Source organism: Paenibacillus faecis (assembly GCF_008084145.1).
In the GTDB taxonomy this organism is placed as follows: Bacteria; Bacillota; Bacilli; order Paenibacillales; family Paenibacillaceae; genus Fontibacillus; species Fontibacillus faecis.
Window position 1 is genome coordinate 14,855 of sequence record NZ_VSDO01000003.1, and the last position, 15,934, is coordinate 30,788.

At 38.0% G+C, this 15,934-nt stretch carries 15 protein-coding genes; 1 reads left to right on the forward strand and 14 read right to left on the reverse strand.

Annotated features, from left to right (window positions below):
* Window position 1: 1 nt before the first annotated feature.
* The 3 genes from FRY98_RS13675 to FRY98_RS13685 all read right to left on the reverse strand — a co-directional run bounded on the left by FRY98_RS13675 (window position 2) and on the right by FRY98_RS13685 (window position 2,788).
* Window positions 2–934 carry a glycosyltransferase family 2 protein gene (locus FRY98_RS13675; RefSeq protein ID WP_148452771.1) on the reverse strand — a complete coding sequence of 311 codons (933 nt, stop codon included), beginning with the start codon at window positions 932–934 and terminating at the stop codon, window positions 2–4.
* A gap of 155 nt (window positions 935–1,089) precedes the next feature.
* The gene (locus FRY98_RS13680) at window positions 1,090–2,043 is read right to left on the reverse strand and encodes a glycosyltransferase family 2 protein (protein ID WP_148452773.1); all 954 of its coding nucleotides are present in this window, start codon (window positions 2,041–2,043) and stop codon (window positions 1,090–1,092) included.
* Window positions 2,044–2,461: 418 nt separating this feature from the next.
* Window positions 2,462–2,788, reverse strand: coding sequence for a hypothetical protein (locus FRY98_RS13685; RefSeq protein ID WP_148452775.1), 327 nt, complete (start codon window positions 2,786–2,788; stop codon window positions 2,462–2,464).
* 500 nt (window positions 2,789–3,288) lie between these two features.
* On the opposite strand from FRY98_RS13685, the gene FRY98_RS29440 reads away from it, so the two are divergent.
* Complete coding sequence (locus tag FRY98_RS29440) at window positions 3,289–4,311, forward strand: acyltransferase family protein (RefSeq protein ID WP_420819702.1); 1,023 nt, start codon at window positions 3,289–3,291, stop codon at window positions 4,309–4,311.
* Between the two features lie 31 nt (window positions 4,312–4,342).
* Here FRY98_RS29440 and rfbD read toward each other — a convergent pair whose 3' ends face one another.
* Genes rfbD through FRY98_RS13745 form a run of 11 tightly spaced genes read right to left on the reverse strand, consistent with a single transcriptional unit; the run spans window position 4,343 to window position 15,909 of the window.
* Window positions 4,343–5,227 carry a dTDP-4-dehydrorhamnose reductase gene (gene rfbD, locus FRY98_RS13695; protein ID WP_148452779.1) on the reverse strand — a complete coding sequence of 295 codons (885 nt, stop codon included), beginning with the start codon at window positions 5,225–5,227 and terminating at the stop codon, window positions 4,343–4,345.
* Window positions 5,224–6,246 carry a dTDP-glucose 4,6-dehydratase gene (gene rfbB, locus FRY98_RS13700; protein WP_148452781.1) on the reverse strand — a complete coding sequence of 341 codons (1,023 nt, stop codon included), beginning with the start codon at window positions 6,244–6,246 and terminating at the stop codon, window positions 5,224–5,226. Before rfbB ends, rfbD begins: the two co-directional genes overlap by 4 nt.
* A 13-nt stretch (window positions 6,247–6,259) precedes the next feature.
* On the reverse strand, window positions 6,260–6,808 hold the full coding sequence (gene rfbC, locus FRY98_RS13705; RefSeq protein WP_148452783.1) for a dTDP-4-dehydrorhamnose 3,5-epimerase: 549 nt from the start codon (window positions 6,806–6,808) through the stop codon (window positions 6,260–6,262).
* A 23-nt stretch (window positions 6,809–6,831) separates the two neighbouring features.
* A complete protein-coding gene (locus tag FRY98_RS13710; RefSeq protein WP_148452785.1) occupies window positions 6,832–7,575 on the reverse strand; it encodes a sugar phosphate nucleotidyltransferase in 744 nt (247 codons plus the stop codon).
* On the reverse strand, window positions 7,572–8,402 hold the full coding sequence (locus tag FRY98_RS13715) for a glycosyltransferase family 2 protein (protein WP_148452788.1): 831 nt from the start codon (window positions 8,400–8,402) through the stop codon (window positions 7,572–7,574). The genes FRY98_RS13710 and FRY98_RS13715 overlap by 4 nt, the downstream gene beginning before the upstream one ends.
* Before the next feature lie 16 nt (window positions 8,403–8,418).
* Entirely contained in the window at window positions 8,419–9,234 is an 816-nt protein-coding gene (locus tag FRY98_RS13720) for a sugar phosphate isomerase/epimerase family protein (protein WP_148452790.1), read from the reverse strand.
* On the reverse strand, window positions 9,231–10,010 hold the full coding sequence (locus FRY98_RS13725) for an NAD-dependent epimerase/dehydratase family protein (RefSeq protein ID WP_249043414.1): 780 nt from the start codon (window positions 10,008–10,010) through the stop codon (window positions 9,231–9,233). The genes FRY98_RS13720 and FRY98_RS13725 overlap by 4 nt, the downstream gene beginning before the upstream one ends.
* A gap of 13 nt (window positions 10,011–10,023) precedes the next feature.
* Window positions 10,024–10,998: a glycosyltransferase gene (locus FRY98_RS13730; RefSeq protein WP_148452794.1), complete on the reverse strand. Its 975-nt coding sequence runs from the start codon at window positions 10,996–10,998 to the stop codon at window positions 10,024–10,026.
* Entirely contained in the window at window positions 10,995–12,107 is a 1,113-nt protein-coding gene (locus FRY98_RS13735) for an FAD-dependent oxidoreductase (protein ID WP_148452796.1), read from the reverse strand. Before FRY98_RS13735 ends, FRY98_RS13730 begins: the two co-directional genes overlap by 4 nt.
* Window positions 12,108–12,143: 36 nt before the next feature.
* Window positions 12,144–12,494, reverse strand: coding sequence for an EamA family transporter (locus FRY98_RS13740; RefSeq protein ID WP_148452798.1), 351 nt, complete (start codon window positions 12,492–12,494; stop codon window positions 12,144–12,146).
* Window positions 12,495–12,534: 40 nt separating this feature from the next.
* Window positions 12,535–15,909, reverse strand: a complete 3,375-nt coding sequence (locus tag FRY98_RS13745) for a hypothetical protein (RefSeq protein ID WP_148452800.1) — start codon at window positions 15,907–15,909, stop codon at window positions 12,535–12,537.
* Window positions 15,910–15,934 lie beyond the last annotated feature (25 nt).

The following is a 15,934-nucleotide window of genomic DNA, read 5'->3' on the forward strand; positions in this document are numbered from 1 at the left end:
GCTAGTTCATGCCTATACCGGAACCCGTATCCGAACTTTTCGGGAGCGATTCCGGTTTCCTGTTTCCTTTAAGCGGGAATGAGAGAGCGGATTTGGCCACCGCCATCATAAATTGAACACCGATTCCCGCGTAAATCACGGCACTTACCAAAAGATTATATTTCTTCCTATAGTGTTTATTATAGAACAACACCATGGAACGATGAAATTCGTAAATGATTTTTAAAGGCCTGCGAGGCGCACTGCCTCCTTTATAATGGACAATCGTGGTACGCGGATAATAATAATTGACCCATCCGGCCTCTTTGATCCGGTAACACCAATCCGTATCTTCCGCATACATGAAGAAATCCTCGTCCAACATGCCTACCTGCTCGATCGTCTCCCGGCGGACCATCATAAAGGCCCCGACCAGGCAGTCGATGGGGTATTCTTGGTCCGGGTCCAAATAACCCAATTGATACTGGTTGAATTTGGGGTTATCCGGGAACCAATTCGAAAACCCAAAGGCATAATAGAACGAAGCGGATGGCGTAGGAAAACCACGCTTACACGCCTTATCCAGCGAACCGTCGGGCAAAATCACCTTGCAGCCCGAGGCCCCCACTTCCGGGTGGCCGTCCATAAACTCCAGCATGATTTGCAGCGTGTCTTTTTGAATAATCGTATCGGAGTTGAGCAGCAAAATATAACGTCCACCGGAGACTTTCATCGCTTGATTGTTTGCATACGAAAAACCCGTATTCTTCTCATTAACGATAAGAGTGACTTGAGGAAATTGTTCGCGGATTCGCTCCACCGAATCGTCGTGCGAGTGGTTATCCACCACAATGACCTCAAACCGATATCCCGTCTCCGAGGCATATACGGACTGCAAACAGTCCAACGTCAGTCGGCACGTGTTGTAATTGACAATAACTATGGATAAATCCACCGGCAACGCTCCTGACAAAAATAGTAATCTATCGACATTATAGCATAATGTGATAGGTGGAGGGGAAATATGGGGTGGGAAATGGTGGAGAGAGCCGGATAAATGACAAAAGGAACCGGTAAGAACCGGTCCCTTACTTCGAAGCTTCATAAGCCTTATTTTTGATTCTTGTTGAGGACCTTCTCCTTAAGTTCCCTCCGCTTTGCCCTCAGATTTGGCCGTTGCCGCCAAAAGTCTACCCAGGCACCAAGCACTTTTGGCTCTCGCAACAGCATGTAACCGTGTACTGCAATTTCATAAGCAAGTAATTGGGGGAGGTTTCTAACCCAACCGGCACCGGACAGGTTTTTATAGATCATCTTATACCGGTTGATGAACGAACGCTGGCGAATAAACAAGGGTCTTGCGCCTCTCTGGCCTTTCTTCCATCCCCGCTTATGAATGCCGAGCGCCTCGGCGCAATAATACGCCTTCCAACCCAATAGTCCGGCTCGCCAGGCCACGTCTACATCTTCTTTATAGGCAAAAAAGTCTTCATCAAAAAATTGTCCCTGTATCGAAATGTCATCGATCATGATTCGCGAATAGATCGCCGCTGCCCCGGAGACGCCGAACACTTCTCCCGACGCGCTCCATTGCTGTCTCGGTTCCCCCGCCCCTCGATCAAACGCCCTCCAAATCCGGTTCATCACAAGGCCGGTACTATCCACTATCTCGGGAGCATCTTGGAAAAGAAGCAGCCCCGTTGAGCTTCCAATTCCCGGTTGCCGCTCCATCTCCCCGACAAGCCTTTCCACGTAACTAGCCTCAAGCTCTACATCCGGATTGAGAACAAGCACGTAATCGCTCTCCGTCATGCGAATGGCTTGGTTGTGCGCAGAAGCGAAGCCGATATTTGAGGGATTGGGGACGAGTTGAATGATCTGGCTCTCCGTTCGTTCAATATATTTAAGCACACGGCCCACTGTACCGTCTACCGAGGCATTATCGATAACGATAATTTTCTGAAGTTCATAAGTCTGCCGCAAAACCGCATTCAGACAAGCTTCGATGTCTTCAGCGCTGTTATAAGTTACGATATGGATGGTTACCGTAGGGGTTGATGGCATTATATTGCATCCTTTTCTTATAGAGGTAGTGAAAAAAGCGGTCTTGTAAACATTAAATTAGTTTAATCAAGTTACGCGTATTCATTATACCGAATCCTGGACGACGCGCACACTTCGGGTGACGGAGTAGCACATTTTCATCATAGAAATTTTATTACAAAACAACTTTTTTAGGAATTTCCTTTGGGTAAGGCGAAATTTGGAAGATACGAAATCTTGTGAGAGATTGTATTTTTGGCGTTTTCTATGAAACAAGTTATTGCAGTGGTTTTCAACCGGTAGTAAGTACATCATCGATGGGAGGCAGGAAGATGTTCCTGATTATTATCCGATTTGCGATTCCGATGTCCATTATATCACCGACGTGAATGTTATAATTATAACGATTAATCAAAATTTCGGCCAAAATCATTCTTCCTTACTTGACCTGTCTTTTTACTTTGTATGGATTCGAACGGCGGGCCAGATAATTAAATATTAAGCCAAGCTGTGGCTTGTCGAGGAGGCCTTGGACAGTGGAAGACCAGAATAGAATTGAACCAAAGAACTCGGCCACGACGATCAGATTGACCAATACCTTTCTTTTGAACATCAGCAAAGGAAAAACATAGGACAAAGAGTAACCGGAATGACCATTGCCATAAAAACTAGATAATACGAGGATTTCCCCATCAGGGAGACTTCCACCAGAAGCCCACTCTAAGCCGTAGTTTTGGCAAAAAATATGCAGCGATGAAGAAGCCATTGCGGTTTTGCCTTTACTTCATTGTTGACGATATCATCTAGATCAACAGCAGTTCAACGGACGATCCTTACCTTTACACGTCACTTCGCCGCTTAAACCGCGATCACCATCACTATATAATTGTGTTCAATCTTCACCGCCGTAATGAAACAGGCCAGCAAACCGAGAAGTTTTTGGTTATGATCGGCTTATTAGGTAAAATAAAACTTTATCTCATTCATTCATTCGTTTTGCACTTTACTGGCCAATTTCCGTCGTTTGAAGAGAAATTTTGTATAGTATGGGATCCAATAGTTTATTCTTCACCGTTTGGAGGAGACTGGTAAATATTTCAAAATTTCTTTGCTTTTTTTAACAATCATCTTGTGTGGGATTTTATATAACCAGCAGGCTTATTGACAAATAGAGTTTTGCTAAATGTATCATCAATCGATAGTATTGACATACTTTTAACTTTCATTCTATACTTTCTAAAGTTGCATCGCATTTTTTCAAAAGGGATGATTAATATTACTCAGAAAGAAAGGATCTTCTATTTAGACTTTATCCGAGCAATATCAATAATTTTGGTTATAATTTATCATTTTAATGGCTTCATTAACGAACGAAATTTGCTAGGCGATAACAAACTTCCAATTAATTTAGGTAATACTATTGGACTTGGAGAGATTGGGGTAGCTCTATTTTTTTTGATTTCTGGCGCAGCGTTAATGCATAGGTACAGTGGCAACTTCTCTACAAAGAATTTCTTTTTTAAGAGATTCCTGGGTATATATCCACTATTTTGGATAACATATGTATTAACATTCCTATATTTATTTTATAGAAATAAAACTATTAATCATTCATCCCCCAACTGGACTATTTTATTTTCTATCTTAGGCATTGACGTTTATATGGGGAATGTTCTTACTATATCTAACTTTGCTCTTATTGGAGAATGGTTTTTAGGATGTATTATATTAATTTATTTATTTTTCCCTTTATTGAGATACATTATGATAAAAAAACCACATACATTGTTGATTTTAACCATAGTCTACTACGTTATCATTATTCAATTTTATGATTTTAAAACACCAATTCATATGAATTTTATTACAAGAATTCCCGAGTTTATCTTCGGAATGTATTTAATGACATACTGTCAAAAAGTAAAAACATATCATTTCTCCATAGCCCTTATTATAAGTATAGTAATACTATCTCTCCCGATAGATATGAACAGAATGTATAGAGTTACAATTATTGGTATATCATTTTTTTGTGTATTAAGATATATAGCAGATCTGATAAAGAATAACAAACTAAAAAGTTTTGTTGCGTTTATAAGTAAATATAGTTATGCGATATTCTTAGTGCATCATCTAATCCTTATGTTGATTATAGATCATTTTTACGGTAAAGTATTAACCTATAGTGAAGTATTTTGTGTGTTTTTAATAACTTGCACAGTTATCTCAGTCATCTCAGTATATTTAAGTAAATTTTCAAACAAAGTAGTTGACATGTTCTTAAGCTAATGCAATATACAAATCGCTGATGCATGAAGCATCAGCGATTTTCTTTTTTACTTTTTAGCTTTATCTCTCTCAAACAATCCCGTAGCCCTTCACGCCATGGCCGCAAATCCTGAAATCCATTCGTCCGGATCGACAGGTGATCCATAACCGAATTACGCGGGCGTGGAGCTGGCCGCGGAAATTCATCCGTCGTGCAGGGTACTACACGAACCGGATAAGCGTGACCCCAAACATTTTCAACTTCCGCAAAAATTGCTTGGGCAAACTCAAACCATGTGCATTCCCCTTCATTCGAAGCGTGGTAAATTCCGTACTTTTCCGTTTGAACCAGTTCCAAAAGGAACGCTGCTAAATCCACCGTATAGGTAGGAGATCCTTTTTGGTCATTCACCACTTTAAGTACCGACTTCTCTTGACCTAGCTTCAACATCGTTTTCACAAAATTATGTCCGTGCAGGCCATATACCCAGGAAGTTCTCACGATAAAAAATGCGGAAGACAAGCTTTGTACGAGTATCTCTCCCGCCCGCTTGGATTTTCCATAAATACTCTGAGGGTTCGTATTGTCGTACTCCCGATAAGCAGCCGTTGCAGTGCCATCGAATACGTAGTCCGTACTAATGTAGCAAAACTTAGCCTTAACCTGTTCGGCTACCACGACCATATTTCTCGTTCCTACTACGTTAACTGCATAGGCCATATCAATATCGGCTTCTGCTTGATCGACAGCGGTGTAAGCTGCGCAGTGAATGATGGCATCCGGTTTGAATTCCTGAACACGCTCCAAACACATCCCAAAATCGGTAATGTTTAGCGACGCCCGATCACATGGCAAAACTTTATGTCCGGCCTCCCCAAAAAACTGCACTACATCTTTTCCTAGTTGTCCTCCAGCCCCAGTTACGAGAACTTTCATGAATGATCACCCAGGCGGTCACCGTACTGTTTTTCATAATAATCTTGATAAGCTCCCGACTGAATCCGAGTCCACCATTCTTTATGGTCCAGGTACCAAGCAATAGTTTCTTTAATTCCCGTCTCAAAAGAATGCTTCGGCTTCCAGCCAAGCTCGTTCATCGTCTTGGTCGGATCGATGCCGTAGCGGCGGTCATGGCCGGGGCGGTCCTTAACATGAGTAATCAAGGATTCAGGCTTGCCGAGTTCCTGCAAAATCGTCCTCACAATCTGCAAATTAGTTCGCTCGTTATTCCCGCCGATATTGTAAACCTCGCCGTTACGCCCTTGATGGATCACCAGATCTATTGCGCTGCAATGATCCTCAACGTATAGCCAGTCGCGAATATTCAGCCCATCTCCATAAACCGGAAGAGCCTCGTCGCTCAAAGCTTTGGAGATCATTAACGGAATTAATTTTTCCGGGAACTGATAAGGGCCGTAATTGTTTGAGCAGCGCGTAATATTGACAGGCAGATTGAATGTTTCATGATAGGCGCGAACTAACAAGTCTCCCCCCGCCTTACTTGCCGAGTAGGGACTATTTGGAGCAAGGGGTGTCTCTTCTGTGAACAGGCCGGTTTCCCCAAGTGTGCCGTATACCTCATCAGTAGAAACATGAACAAACTTAGTGATGTTGTGCTTTCTTGCAGCGTCCAGCAGTACTTGCGTTCCCAGGACATTCGTCTTCACGAAAATATCCGGCTCCAGAATACTCCGATCCACATGCGACTCCGCCGCAAAATTGACAACGACATCGACGCCTTGCCCAATCAACTCGCTCATTTTCTCTGAATCCGTAATATCCGCCTTAACGAATACGTGATTGGGGTTATTCTCTACGGATTTCAAGTTCTCCAAGTTTCCAGCGTAAGTAAGCGCATCAACGTTGATGATTTGGTATTCCGGATATTTTTCAAGCATATATAACACAAAGTTGCTGCCGATAAATCCGGCACCCCCGGTAACGAGCAGTTTCATGAAGTAAATCCTCCTAATCGAAATTCATCTCGGCATCCGCAAATAACGGATGACGTCGGTCCTTGTCCGATAGCTGCGGCTCACTTACGGGCCAGTCAATCTGCAGCGCCGGATCATTCCATAGTATGCCGCGATCATGCTCAGGGGAATAATATTCATCCACTTTATACAAAACTTGGGTGTCAGGCACAAGCGTACAAAAACCATGGGCAAATCCCCTGGGGACCAACAACTGACGTTTGTTGTACTCACTCAAGATGACTCCAACCCACTGTCCGAATGTGGGAGAGCTGCGGCGGATATCCAGAATTACATCATAAATAGCACCTGACAAAACCCGAACCAGTTTGGTTTGCGCTTTAGGATTTAATTGATAATGCAGCCCTCTTAGTACCCCTGGCTCCGCCGAAAGGGAGTGATTATCTTGAATAAATTTATAATTTACGCCTAGACCATGCATTACAGCTTCATTATAGCTTTCCATAAAAAAACCCCGGTGATCGCCGTGTACCACCGGTTCAAGCAATGCAGCGCCTTCCAATTTAAGTGAGGTAAGCTTCATTACTAACCACCCTCCCCATGTAACTAAAGCTTAAGTTTTCCAAACTCTTCTCCAAACACGAGATCTTTCGCAAGTTCATTGGCTCGTGCAAGCGACGAATGCGTACCTGCATCCGTCCACCAGCCTTGCAGAACATCAAAGGTAAGTTCCCCACGTTCAATATATGCATTGTTGACATCCGTGATTTCTAATTCTCCTCGGGCGGACGGTTTTAGAATCTTTACAATCTCAAAGACTTTTTGATCAAACATATAAATACCCGTCACTGCAAAATTGGACTTAGGATTCTGTGGCTTCTCTTCAATTGATACAATCCGATCACCTTGCAGTTCAGGAACCCCAAATCGTTTAGGATCGTGAACCTCTTGAATAAGTATTTTGGCCCCTATTTGCTGCTTCTTAAAGTTAGCCACATACGGTGAAATATCGTCTGCAAATACATTATCCCCAAGAATCACGACCATTTGGTCATTGCCTACAAACTGTTCAGCCAAACCTAATGCCTGTGCGATGCCTCCAGCTTCGTCCTGAACCTTATAGGTGAAAGAAACCCCCATATCGCTACCACTACCAAGGAGATTTACGACATCCCCCATGTGATCTTTACCGGTAACTACAAGAATATCCCTAATATCTGCTTGCTTTAGTTTACTAACAGCATGAAAAATCATTGGATATTTACCAACCGGTAGTAAGTGCTTATTGGTTACTTTAGTTAGTGGGTAGAGACGCGAGCCTGTGCCGCCTGCTAATATTATTCCCTTCATTGCTCCTCCTTAGTTAAGCCCCTATCACTATAATCTTTATTTACATCATACTTTATATCATATCTTTTGAAAAATAAGTTTATTAAAATTCTGATAAGTAACCAATTACCACGTAAAGGACTTATTTTAGTTGGTATTTTACCCTTAGGATAAGAGCGGGTAACCGGAATTTCAATTACTTTGTATCCTAACCTCGGGGCTTTAACAGACAAATAAGCTAATAGTTCATAGGTATCAAATACATCCCGAAACGGCTGCAATCGATGATCCTGCAAAAAAACACTTGAGTGTGCTCTAAACCCGTTGGTAGTATCCGTATAGCGAAAACCCGCCATCAATGAGATAAACGGAGCATGTATTAACTTGATTGCTAACTTTCGGGACAAAGGTGTATTAATTTCCCCCCCCCCAGGCACATAACGCGACCCTTGTACAAAATCATAGCCTTCTTCCAGTCTTTCTATAAAGTCAGGGATCGACTCAACACTGTCTTTATTGTTGCCGTCGACAGTTATTATTCCCTTATACCCCTGTTCAATGGCATAGGAAAATCCCATTCTTAATTGAGCACTTAATTTTCCTTTATCTTGTTTTGTTAGCAAAGTCCGCACATGATTTCCCAACAAAATATGTTCATCTATAGACCCGTCTGTGCTGCCTCCATCCAAAATTATGATATCAATTTGATTTGATAATTCTTTTAACTTAGCTAATTGGTTTTGAATTTTTGTTCCCTCATTTATGACTGGGATACAAACACAATAATCATGTGCTTTCGCCCTAAATTCCTTTAAATGGTATTTGGGAACTTGCCAATTGAATTTCATGGTAGTAGGTCGCTCCTCACTGTATATAGGTTCCCAAAGCATATGTCAGAGCTGTCTCAATACATTCAACATTGTTACCTAATAAATTATTTTTCATTTCAATGGAAACCCATTTATCATATCCCCAAGTCCTCAGCGCCTGCGCCATATGTTTGTGCTTAGTTTCCCCCGCCCCAACCAAACTAAGATAAGGTTCACTAATATGAAAGTGCTGCAAATAAGGCATACTGCGTTCAATAACCGGATAGATATCTTCATCATTTAAGGCCATAGCCCCCGCATCCAAATGAAGCTGGAATCCTGGATTGTTAACCTCTTGAACGAGCCTTATAGCTTCATCCGTATTCGTTATAAAGTCACAACCATACTGAACAGGATTTGCTTCAATGCATAGAATAACCCCGGCCTTTTCTGCCAGAGTTCCCAATTTATCAAAGAAAGGAATGGCGATCTCCATTTGCTCTTTATAGGAGAGAGAGCCGGCTTTTCTATTTTTGGGAGATCCAAAAACAAGCGATTTAACCCCTAGTTTTCCCGCTAAGGATATAATTCCGGATAGATAACAAATCATCTCTTGACGAGAATCATCCGGCGTAAATATATTAAAATGGTTTTTCCCAAACAATAATGATTGCATTGCAACAAAGCTAATACCTTTATCGAGCCATTCTCTCTTCAAATTATCTATCTCAGAATCGGTTATTTGTAATGGTTGCCCCCAAAATTTTGTGGGTGCAATTTCAATTTCTGTGATTCCCATTTCTTGCAGTAAGGGGATAACCAAATCATCTTCTCCCGAATCCCATGCAATATTAGAAATCGACAGTTTCATAATTGTTTCCTCTCTTCCAAGATGAAAGATCGAATCTCACCTAATACCTCTACTTTGGAAGACATATACCCTTCAGGCGCCTTTGGATTAAATAAATGTGCAAATTTACTCTTCATGTTATACTGAACCGGCAACTTTTCCGTTTCATTTGTAAAAATCATTCCGACCGATTCGTAAGCAATTTCTTTAGCGCTGACCGGTTCAGTTGCGAAATTAACGAGTGATAATTTATGATTAAGAGCAATTTGAATATCTCCCCAAAGTCGAGTCATGTTGTAGAATTGGAATTCGCTTTGACAATGTGTCAAGTCTAAAGCATTATTATGAATGATGTCATAAATAAAATTTTTCTTAAGCCCCTTACCAAATAAACCGGGTAAACGAATGATTAGATTATCTCTGAAATTCTCACAAATAAATTGTTCCAGATAAAATCTATGCTTTCCGTAAGGTTCTGTACGTTCAAGATCAATGACCGTGCTTTCATCTACGTTAGCCGGATTTCGGTATACGTCCACAGTTGAGATTAAAACAAACTTATTCGCTTTTACTTCTTTTAATGAGTTGATCAATTTGCTAATATTATCTAAGTCTTCAATCGGAGCCTGGTTAGCTTTCCATTTAACAGCAGGAGCTGCAGCACATATAATAAGATCGTACTCTTTCCCACGAATTTTCTCTATGTTTTTCGAGTTATAAAGATCATCAAATTTAGTCTGAGCTAGCAATGTCGTTCCTACATAACCTGTATAGCCGAGTAAACAACGTTTATCCAATCCGATCTCTCCTCTATTGATTAGAAACATTATTTTGATCCCTAATAAGTTCAAGACGTGGTTTTTTCTCTTTATACATTTCAACGGATTTTGTGCTGTAAAACGGTCTATTTTGGATTTCTATTAAAATTCGCGAAGTATATTCTCCAATAATCCCCCCTATGAAGAACAAGCCTGCAAAACCAAGGGAGATCAATATCATTAACGTAGTCCAACCTTGCACTACCGACTGATTAAAAAAGTAATTATACATGGCATATCCGCCCATAAACAGAGAAAATATAAAGAAAATCACCGTTAAAAGATGTGCTGTCCTTAACCCAAAGTGTGAGAATGAAACTAACGCATCTAAAGCCAAAGATATATTTTCACGATTGACCTTTCTGTTTGGAACCCTACTTAACGCCTTGTATTCGTATAAGTTTTTGGAGTATCCTGTTAATTCATATAAAGCTTTACGATATCTGACTCTTTCCTTCAAGTTCAACATCGCATTTAAAGCCCTACGGGTTACCAAGCGCACTGACTCGGTAGATAAGGATAGATTTAAATAGGAAACTCTATTTAAAACTTTATAAAAAAGTTTTGACTTCCAGTTGGCCTGTCCCGATGAAGCAGCGACAATATCGTACCCTTTTGTTGTTGAGACTTTAAACATCTCATATAACATCTCCATATCAAAATCAATTGATAAAGATTCGACTTCAAAAACAAAGTCCCCCATCGATCTATTTAATCCAGCCATCATGGCGTGTTCAACACCATGTTTTCTTGACAGATTGATGATTGTAGTATCGCCGTAAATACTTTGGATCGCATTGTGAGCTTCTTCTAAGGTATTATCCTGACTGAAATCATTTACTAAAATAATTTCGTAATTTTTAAAATGTTTTCTAATCGTACTATCCACATCAATTAGTACTTTAGAAACTTCATGCTCATTGTTTTGCGCATAAAGAACAACCGAAACAAACACTTGTTCTTTCATAGCACTTCCTCCAAATCATATATTGTATTGAATTTGCCGGAAAATACTGATAAAAAACGTGGAGTTTCTGAAAACTCTTTGATTACAGTGGGACGCGAATCATCAAGCTCAGATGCGCTAATTAAGGCTTTTACAGCAAATAGTGACTTTTTATAAGTGACTTCAATTTCTGGGACCAAATATTTTTTAGAAAGTTGGTGCATTCTTGTCCAAGCCGTATTGGGTCTAGCAGTACAGACATTGCAATTAAATAACTGATTTGAGGAACATCTGTCTGTATACTGTTGGCAAGAGAATTCCGGTAAAGAACCGAATGATGATTCATGTGGCGTATGTCCCACCGATGTCAATGAATGATATCCGCTTTCTCCAAATGGCATAAGTGAGAAGAAAGGGCCATCCATAACGGTAATACCAACATTTTTAAGATTATCTGTAACTTCGGTCATAATCACTTCGCAAATTTCATATTTTGTCGTAAACATTTCATAATCGAATCTTTTTAAAATTTGATTGATGCTGGCGTAAGTGGCATTCAAAATATTTCGAGTAATACATGTTGATCCGTCGGAGAAGCCAAGGATAAACTCCGATTCATTTTGTTGAGTAGTTAGTAACTCTTTTTTATAATTTATAGATACATTTCTATACTTGCCCAATTCGCTAATGAACCAATTCCGAATCAGGTTGGCATCATAACTGTATTCCAAGGTTTCAAAAGTTGCTTCTACCGTACCCTCATTGAAGTAAGTCCGACTATTTATTTCAACAGCTGGAATATCTACGTATTGGCAAAAATTCAAAAATTGTTCTGCATTAGTTAAAGAATCATTTGCAGAAATGGCATATATTTTTTTGAATCGGTCGTTGATCGCAAAAGAAAAATCCCGTACAAATCTTTCGTAATAATGAGCCGATTTTACAGCAGTCGACACGCTACGCGGATAGTGATATCCATTGTGAACCCTTGCCTGATTAATATAACTGGCTCTTTGTAAGGGTTTGTCATCAAATTCAAAGATTGCAATACTTAAATCCCTTTTCGCTAGTAAATGAGCTGCATAGAGGCCGTATATACCCGCTCCAAAAATCACATAATCATAGTTCAAAAAAGGTCATTTCCTTTCGTTAATTTCCGTAATGTCTTAGTAGAAGATTATTATCGTTCCTGCTATCAATAACAACAGCCCTACAATTTTGAATACCGTTAAAGGTTCATGAAATACCAACACTGACACCGTCACAATACCCATAGTAGTCAAAGCTTGGGAAACGGGGGAAACCCTCCCCAATTCCCCCTTGGATAAGGCAAAAATATAAAAAACAAAACTAATACCATACATAAAAGCCCCGGACCATAGGTAAGGTGAGGAAACCATTTTAGTAATTGTTTGAAGGTTAATTCCATCAAGGTTAATAAGATTAATTCCATGTTTTAAAGCTATTTGCGCGGAGATGTTGAAAATCATGGCTAGTAGTAACAATAAAATCAACATTGATTTCTCCCATTTAACATATTATAATTTCCTCCTTTGGTTAATTGTCAATTAAAGCCTCTTTATAATCCTGTGTTTCTTCCAAATAAAAATTCACTTTCTCTATTTTAATATTTTCAACTGTATTTATAATAAGGCTATCCACTTCCCCATTCCACCATTTATAATCAGTGCTTAGTCGAACAACGTAATTATGCTTTCCCTTCGTTAAATTAAAAATAAATTCGCCTGACTTATGCCCACCTTTTGATAAAACAATCGATATCTTTTGGTCACTTTCACTTTCTATTTGTAACAAAAAATATACGGGCTGATCCTTCTTAATTTCAGTGACATTGAATTGAAATGAATTTTTATTAGGCAAAGGATCAATTAAAGAAGGGGCGTATTTAAAGAGATCTTCCCTATCTTTCTCAGCCCACAATTGTGGTATTTTCCCAATATCTCTTGTCCATACTTCCGGTTGCTCATTAATAATATTTAATCCCTGACTAATATTAATAGCAGATAAGGTAAGTTCTGAAACATCAACATCAAGCCTAATCTCACTTGGTACGGCTGGTAGGTCAACTTCAATGCTTCCTCTGCCATGACCGTTAATTTCGAAAGTTTTTGATTGGTTTTCTGAAAAACTCTCATTCTGGGTAAATGTATAATAAAATTGCAATTTCCCTGGCACTCTAGCTTCATATTCTAAGACAAATCTGGTTGGTTTGTCTAAGTTTTTTATTGGGTATTTGTCCATTAATTGCGATAAAATTCCTATGGTATAAGGATCCTCTCCCTGACCTCTAATAGCTAAATTACCTTCATTATCCATATCCATAGTTAAGTTATTTTTATATAGATCACTTGATCTAATAAAAGAAAAATTTCCGGAATATATATTTTTCTGCAAAAGTCCTTTCTTATTTAACTTCTCAAGGAGGTTCATTTTGTTTTCTTTTAAGCAATACACGTCAAAGTTATTTAAACGTATCAATGGTGTATAGTGCTCGTAAATATACTCTGAAATCATATAATATTTAAAGTCAACTGCGATACCATCAATATAACTCCAAGGTTTCCCTGAGATAGGCATTAATACAAAAATAGGTTTCGTTGATTTAATCTCATTAAGCGCCATTTTCTGTGTTCTATTACCACTTAACATTAATGGTGATTGATTCACATAAACAGGATTCTTTCGACCGACTATTGAATGAAGATAATTTGACGAAGAAAAATCAAAATAGGTTTCACCTTGACTTAAAAAAACATCGAAAATATTTTTTAGTTCCTCTATATCATTAGGTATATCCCCGTTAACCCGTGTTTTTTCGAAAGAATAAACATCCATATACTGACTTTGGTAATTAGGCGAAGCCACTGCTTGTGCTGCTATTGAAAAGTTCCCACTGAAAGAAGCTATATTAATATTAGTAAGTATTACTAGAATTAATGAAAAAACAAAAAAATTAATAGTTTTCCGTTTTTCACTGCTCACTATTACCAAAAATGATAACACTGAAAGTGTAAATGTACCTAATGCAATGTTCATCGTCCCTTCTGCCAAAGAATGCCGCACAATTCCTCTTGATATATTAAACAAATAAAATAATGAAAAGAAAGAAAACATAATAAAGTTTTTTTGATTAGATTTTATCAGATCTCTTTTTACAAAGATGAATTTAATAAATATAAAACCAAGAAGCAGTACAACTAAAAAAGGAAAAACATAGTAAGTAAGAGAATACGCCAGTAAATTATTATCCCCAGCATTCGTATAGGCCCAATTTTGATTAGATAAACAAACTGTTATTAATTCTATTAATCTGCTTATAGGGTTAATTCCTTTTAGTATACATAAGATGATAAAAAGGATCACGAAAAAAGAACCAACAACAGCACCTGAAACCAAAAATTTTAAAACTTCAGATCTTCTTTTTTCTATATAGGTTAGGACAATAAATGTTAATATTCCTGCAAATAAAGCCGCTACCCCTAAGTCAAGTCTATAAATACAGAGTAATACTGCAACTATCCAAAGCAGTATGCTATTCTTTGTGGTATTCCTTTTTGTAGAAAAATACTTATATAAGATAAAAACTAAAAAAGCTGAGAACAAAAAGTAAATATTAAATAGTCTTTCCAGCAAAGTGAAGGATATTATGAAGAAAAAGGAATGTATTTCTCCAATTTGATGTCTAAGTACAAAATATAAAACTAATATATAGAGAACCATTATATATTTGTCATATAGAAATGCAGCCCATGGTTCATAACCATTTAATACTGAATATAAGTATGCAAAAAATTGATTGGATAAAAAATGCGCGTCAAAAGTCTCTATTATTGGTAAGCTCCCATACCTAAATAGATGGTCAACTGATAAGCCATGATTCGCCATTTCAAAGTATTCATTACCAACTAAGGACATTTTTGCTGGCTGAGCAATAATGAAAGTAAATGTAATAAGGGCCAGAGGAATATAAAAATTGTAAACAAGAGGCTTAATGCCAATTTGAAATAATTTATTCTTTTTCTTTAAAATAAAATAAATCACGATAGCAGCAAAAACAGCTGTTATTATTATTATTCCATATAATAAAGTAGGTCTTTTATAAACTATGTCAAGACGCTTGTTAATAATATTAATAATTTCCAATGAAATTGATTGAAATATAGCGCTACTCATCAATGGAATACTCGCTGTCGCTATAATAACTTCACAACGTTCTTCCGACACATTGAACTTTTTAGTACAAAATCGAACTATTAATTCTAATCCAATATGAAAGAAAAGTGATAAAACAAACCAAGTTAATACAAAAAACAGAAATTCAGCAGGAATTTCCAATTTTTTCACAAAAAAATTATTTTCCATTGAATCGATAACGTAATATTTTCTAGCAATTACCAAAACAAAAAAACTAATCGGTATCGCCAGAAGAATTCTCCACATTAATATTGCTATTCCCGAATTGTCGTTAGAAAACTTTAAAAATAAAAAACTTAATATTACTGCTCCTCCAACCATATAAAAAGAAAAGTCATAATTTCCTGAAAGAATGCTAGACAAGGCTCCTACAATTCCAACGAATGACAGATTTTTTATATAGTCTAAACTCACAGCATTTTCCTTAAGTCTTGTATTTATAAAAAATCTATTTAAAAAAAGAGAAGTAACTATGAATAGGCAAATTGCCCCTAAAACTATTAGATAATATACTTTAATTCGTGAATCAATATCTATATCAGCTGATGTTGCTGAAGACATTACATGGTCAGAAAAATCTGAAATACTAGGGGAAAAAGACAAAGATTTTCTTACCACAGGGAAAATGATCATAATGGTTATCAATATACTAGAACTTAATAAAGATATTAAATAATTGGAGTTATTATTGTATAACTCTTTTAAATTCTTACTCAAAACAATCTCCCCTAGTATATAAAAT

Bases quoted from the DNA above. Each gene is read 5' to 3' on its own strand.
- rfbC (WP_148452783.1), bottom strand. From the start codon at position 6,808: ATGAAGCTTACCTCACTTAAATTGGAAGGCGCTGCATTGCTTGAACCG.
- FRY98_RS13720 (WP_148452790.1), bottom strand. From the start codon at position 9,234: ATGAAACTGTCGATTTCTAATATTGCATGGGATTCGGGAGAAGATGAT.
- FRY98_RS13740 (WP_148452798.1), bottom strand. From the start codon at position 12,494: ATGTTGATTTTATTGTTACTACTAGCCATGATTTTCAACATCTCCGCG.
- FRY98_RS13715 (WP_148452788.1), bottom strand. From the start codon at position 8,402: ATGAAATTCAATTGGCAAGTTCCCAAATACCATTTAAAGGAATTTAGG.
- FRY98_RS13685 (WP_148452775.1), bottom strand. From the start codon at position 2,788: ATGGCTTCTTCATCGCTGCATATTTTTTGCCAAAACTACGGCTTAGAG.
- FRY98_RS13730 (WP_148452794.1), bottom strand. From the start codon at position 10,998: ATGAAAGAACAAGTGTTTGTTTCGGTTGTTCTTTATGCGCAAAACAAT.
- rfbD (WP_148452779.1), bottom strand. From the start codon at position 5,227: ATGAAAGTTCTCGTAACTGGGGCTGGAGGACAACTAGGAAAAGATGTA.
- FRY98_RS13680 (WP_148452773.1), bottom strand. From the start codon at position 2,043: ATGCCATCAACCCCTACGGTAACCATCCATATCGTAACTTATAACAGC.
- FRY98_RS29440 (WP_420819702.1), top strand. From the start codon at position 3,289: ATGATTAATATTACTCAGAAAGAAAGGATCTTCTATTTAGACTTTATC.
- FRY98_RS13710 (WP_148452785.1), bottom strand. From the start codon at position 7,575: ATGAAGGGAATAATATTAGCAGGCGGCACAGGCTCGCGTCTCTACCCA.
- rfbB (WP_148452781.1), bottom strand. From the start codon at position 6,246: ATGAAACTGCTCGTTACCGGGGGTGCCGGATTTATCGGCAGCAACTTT.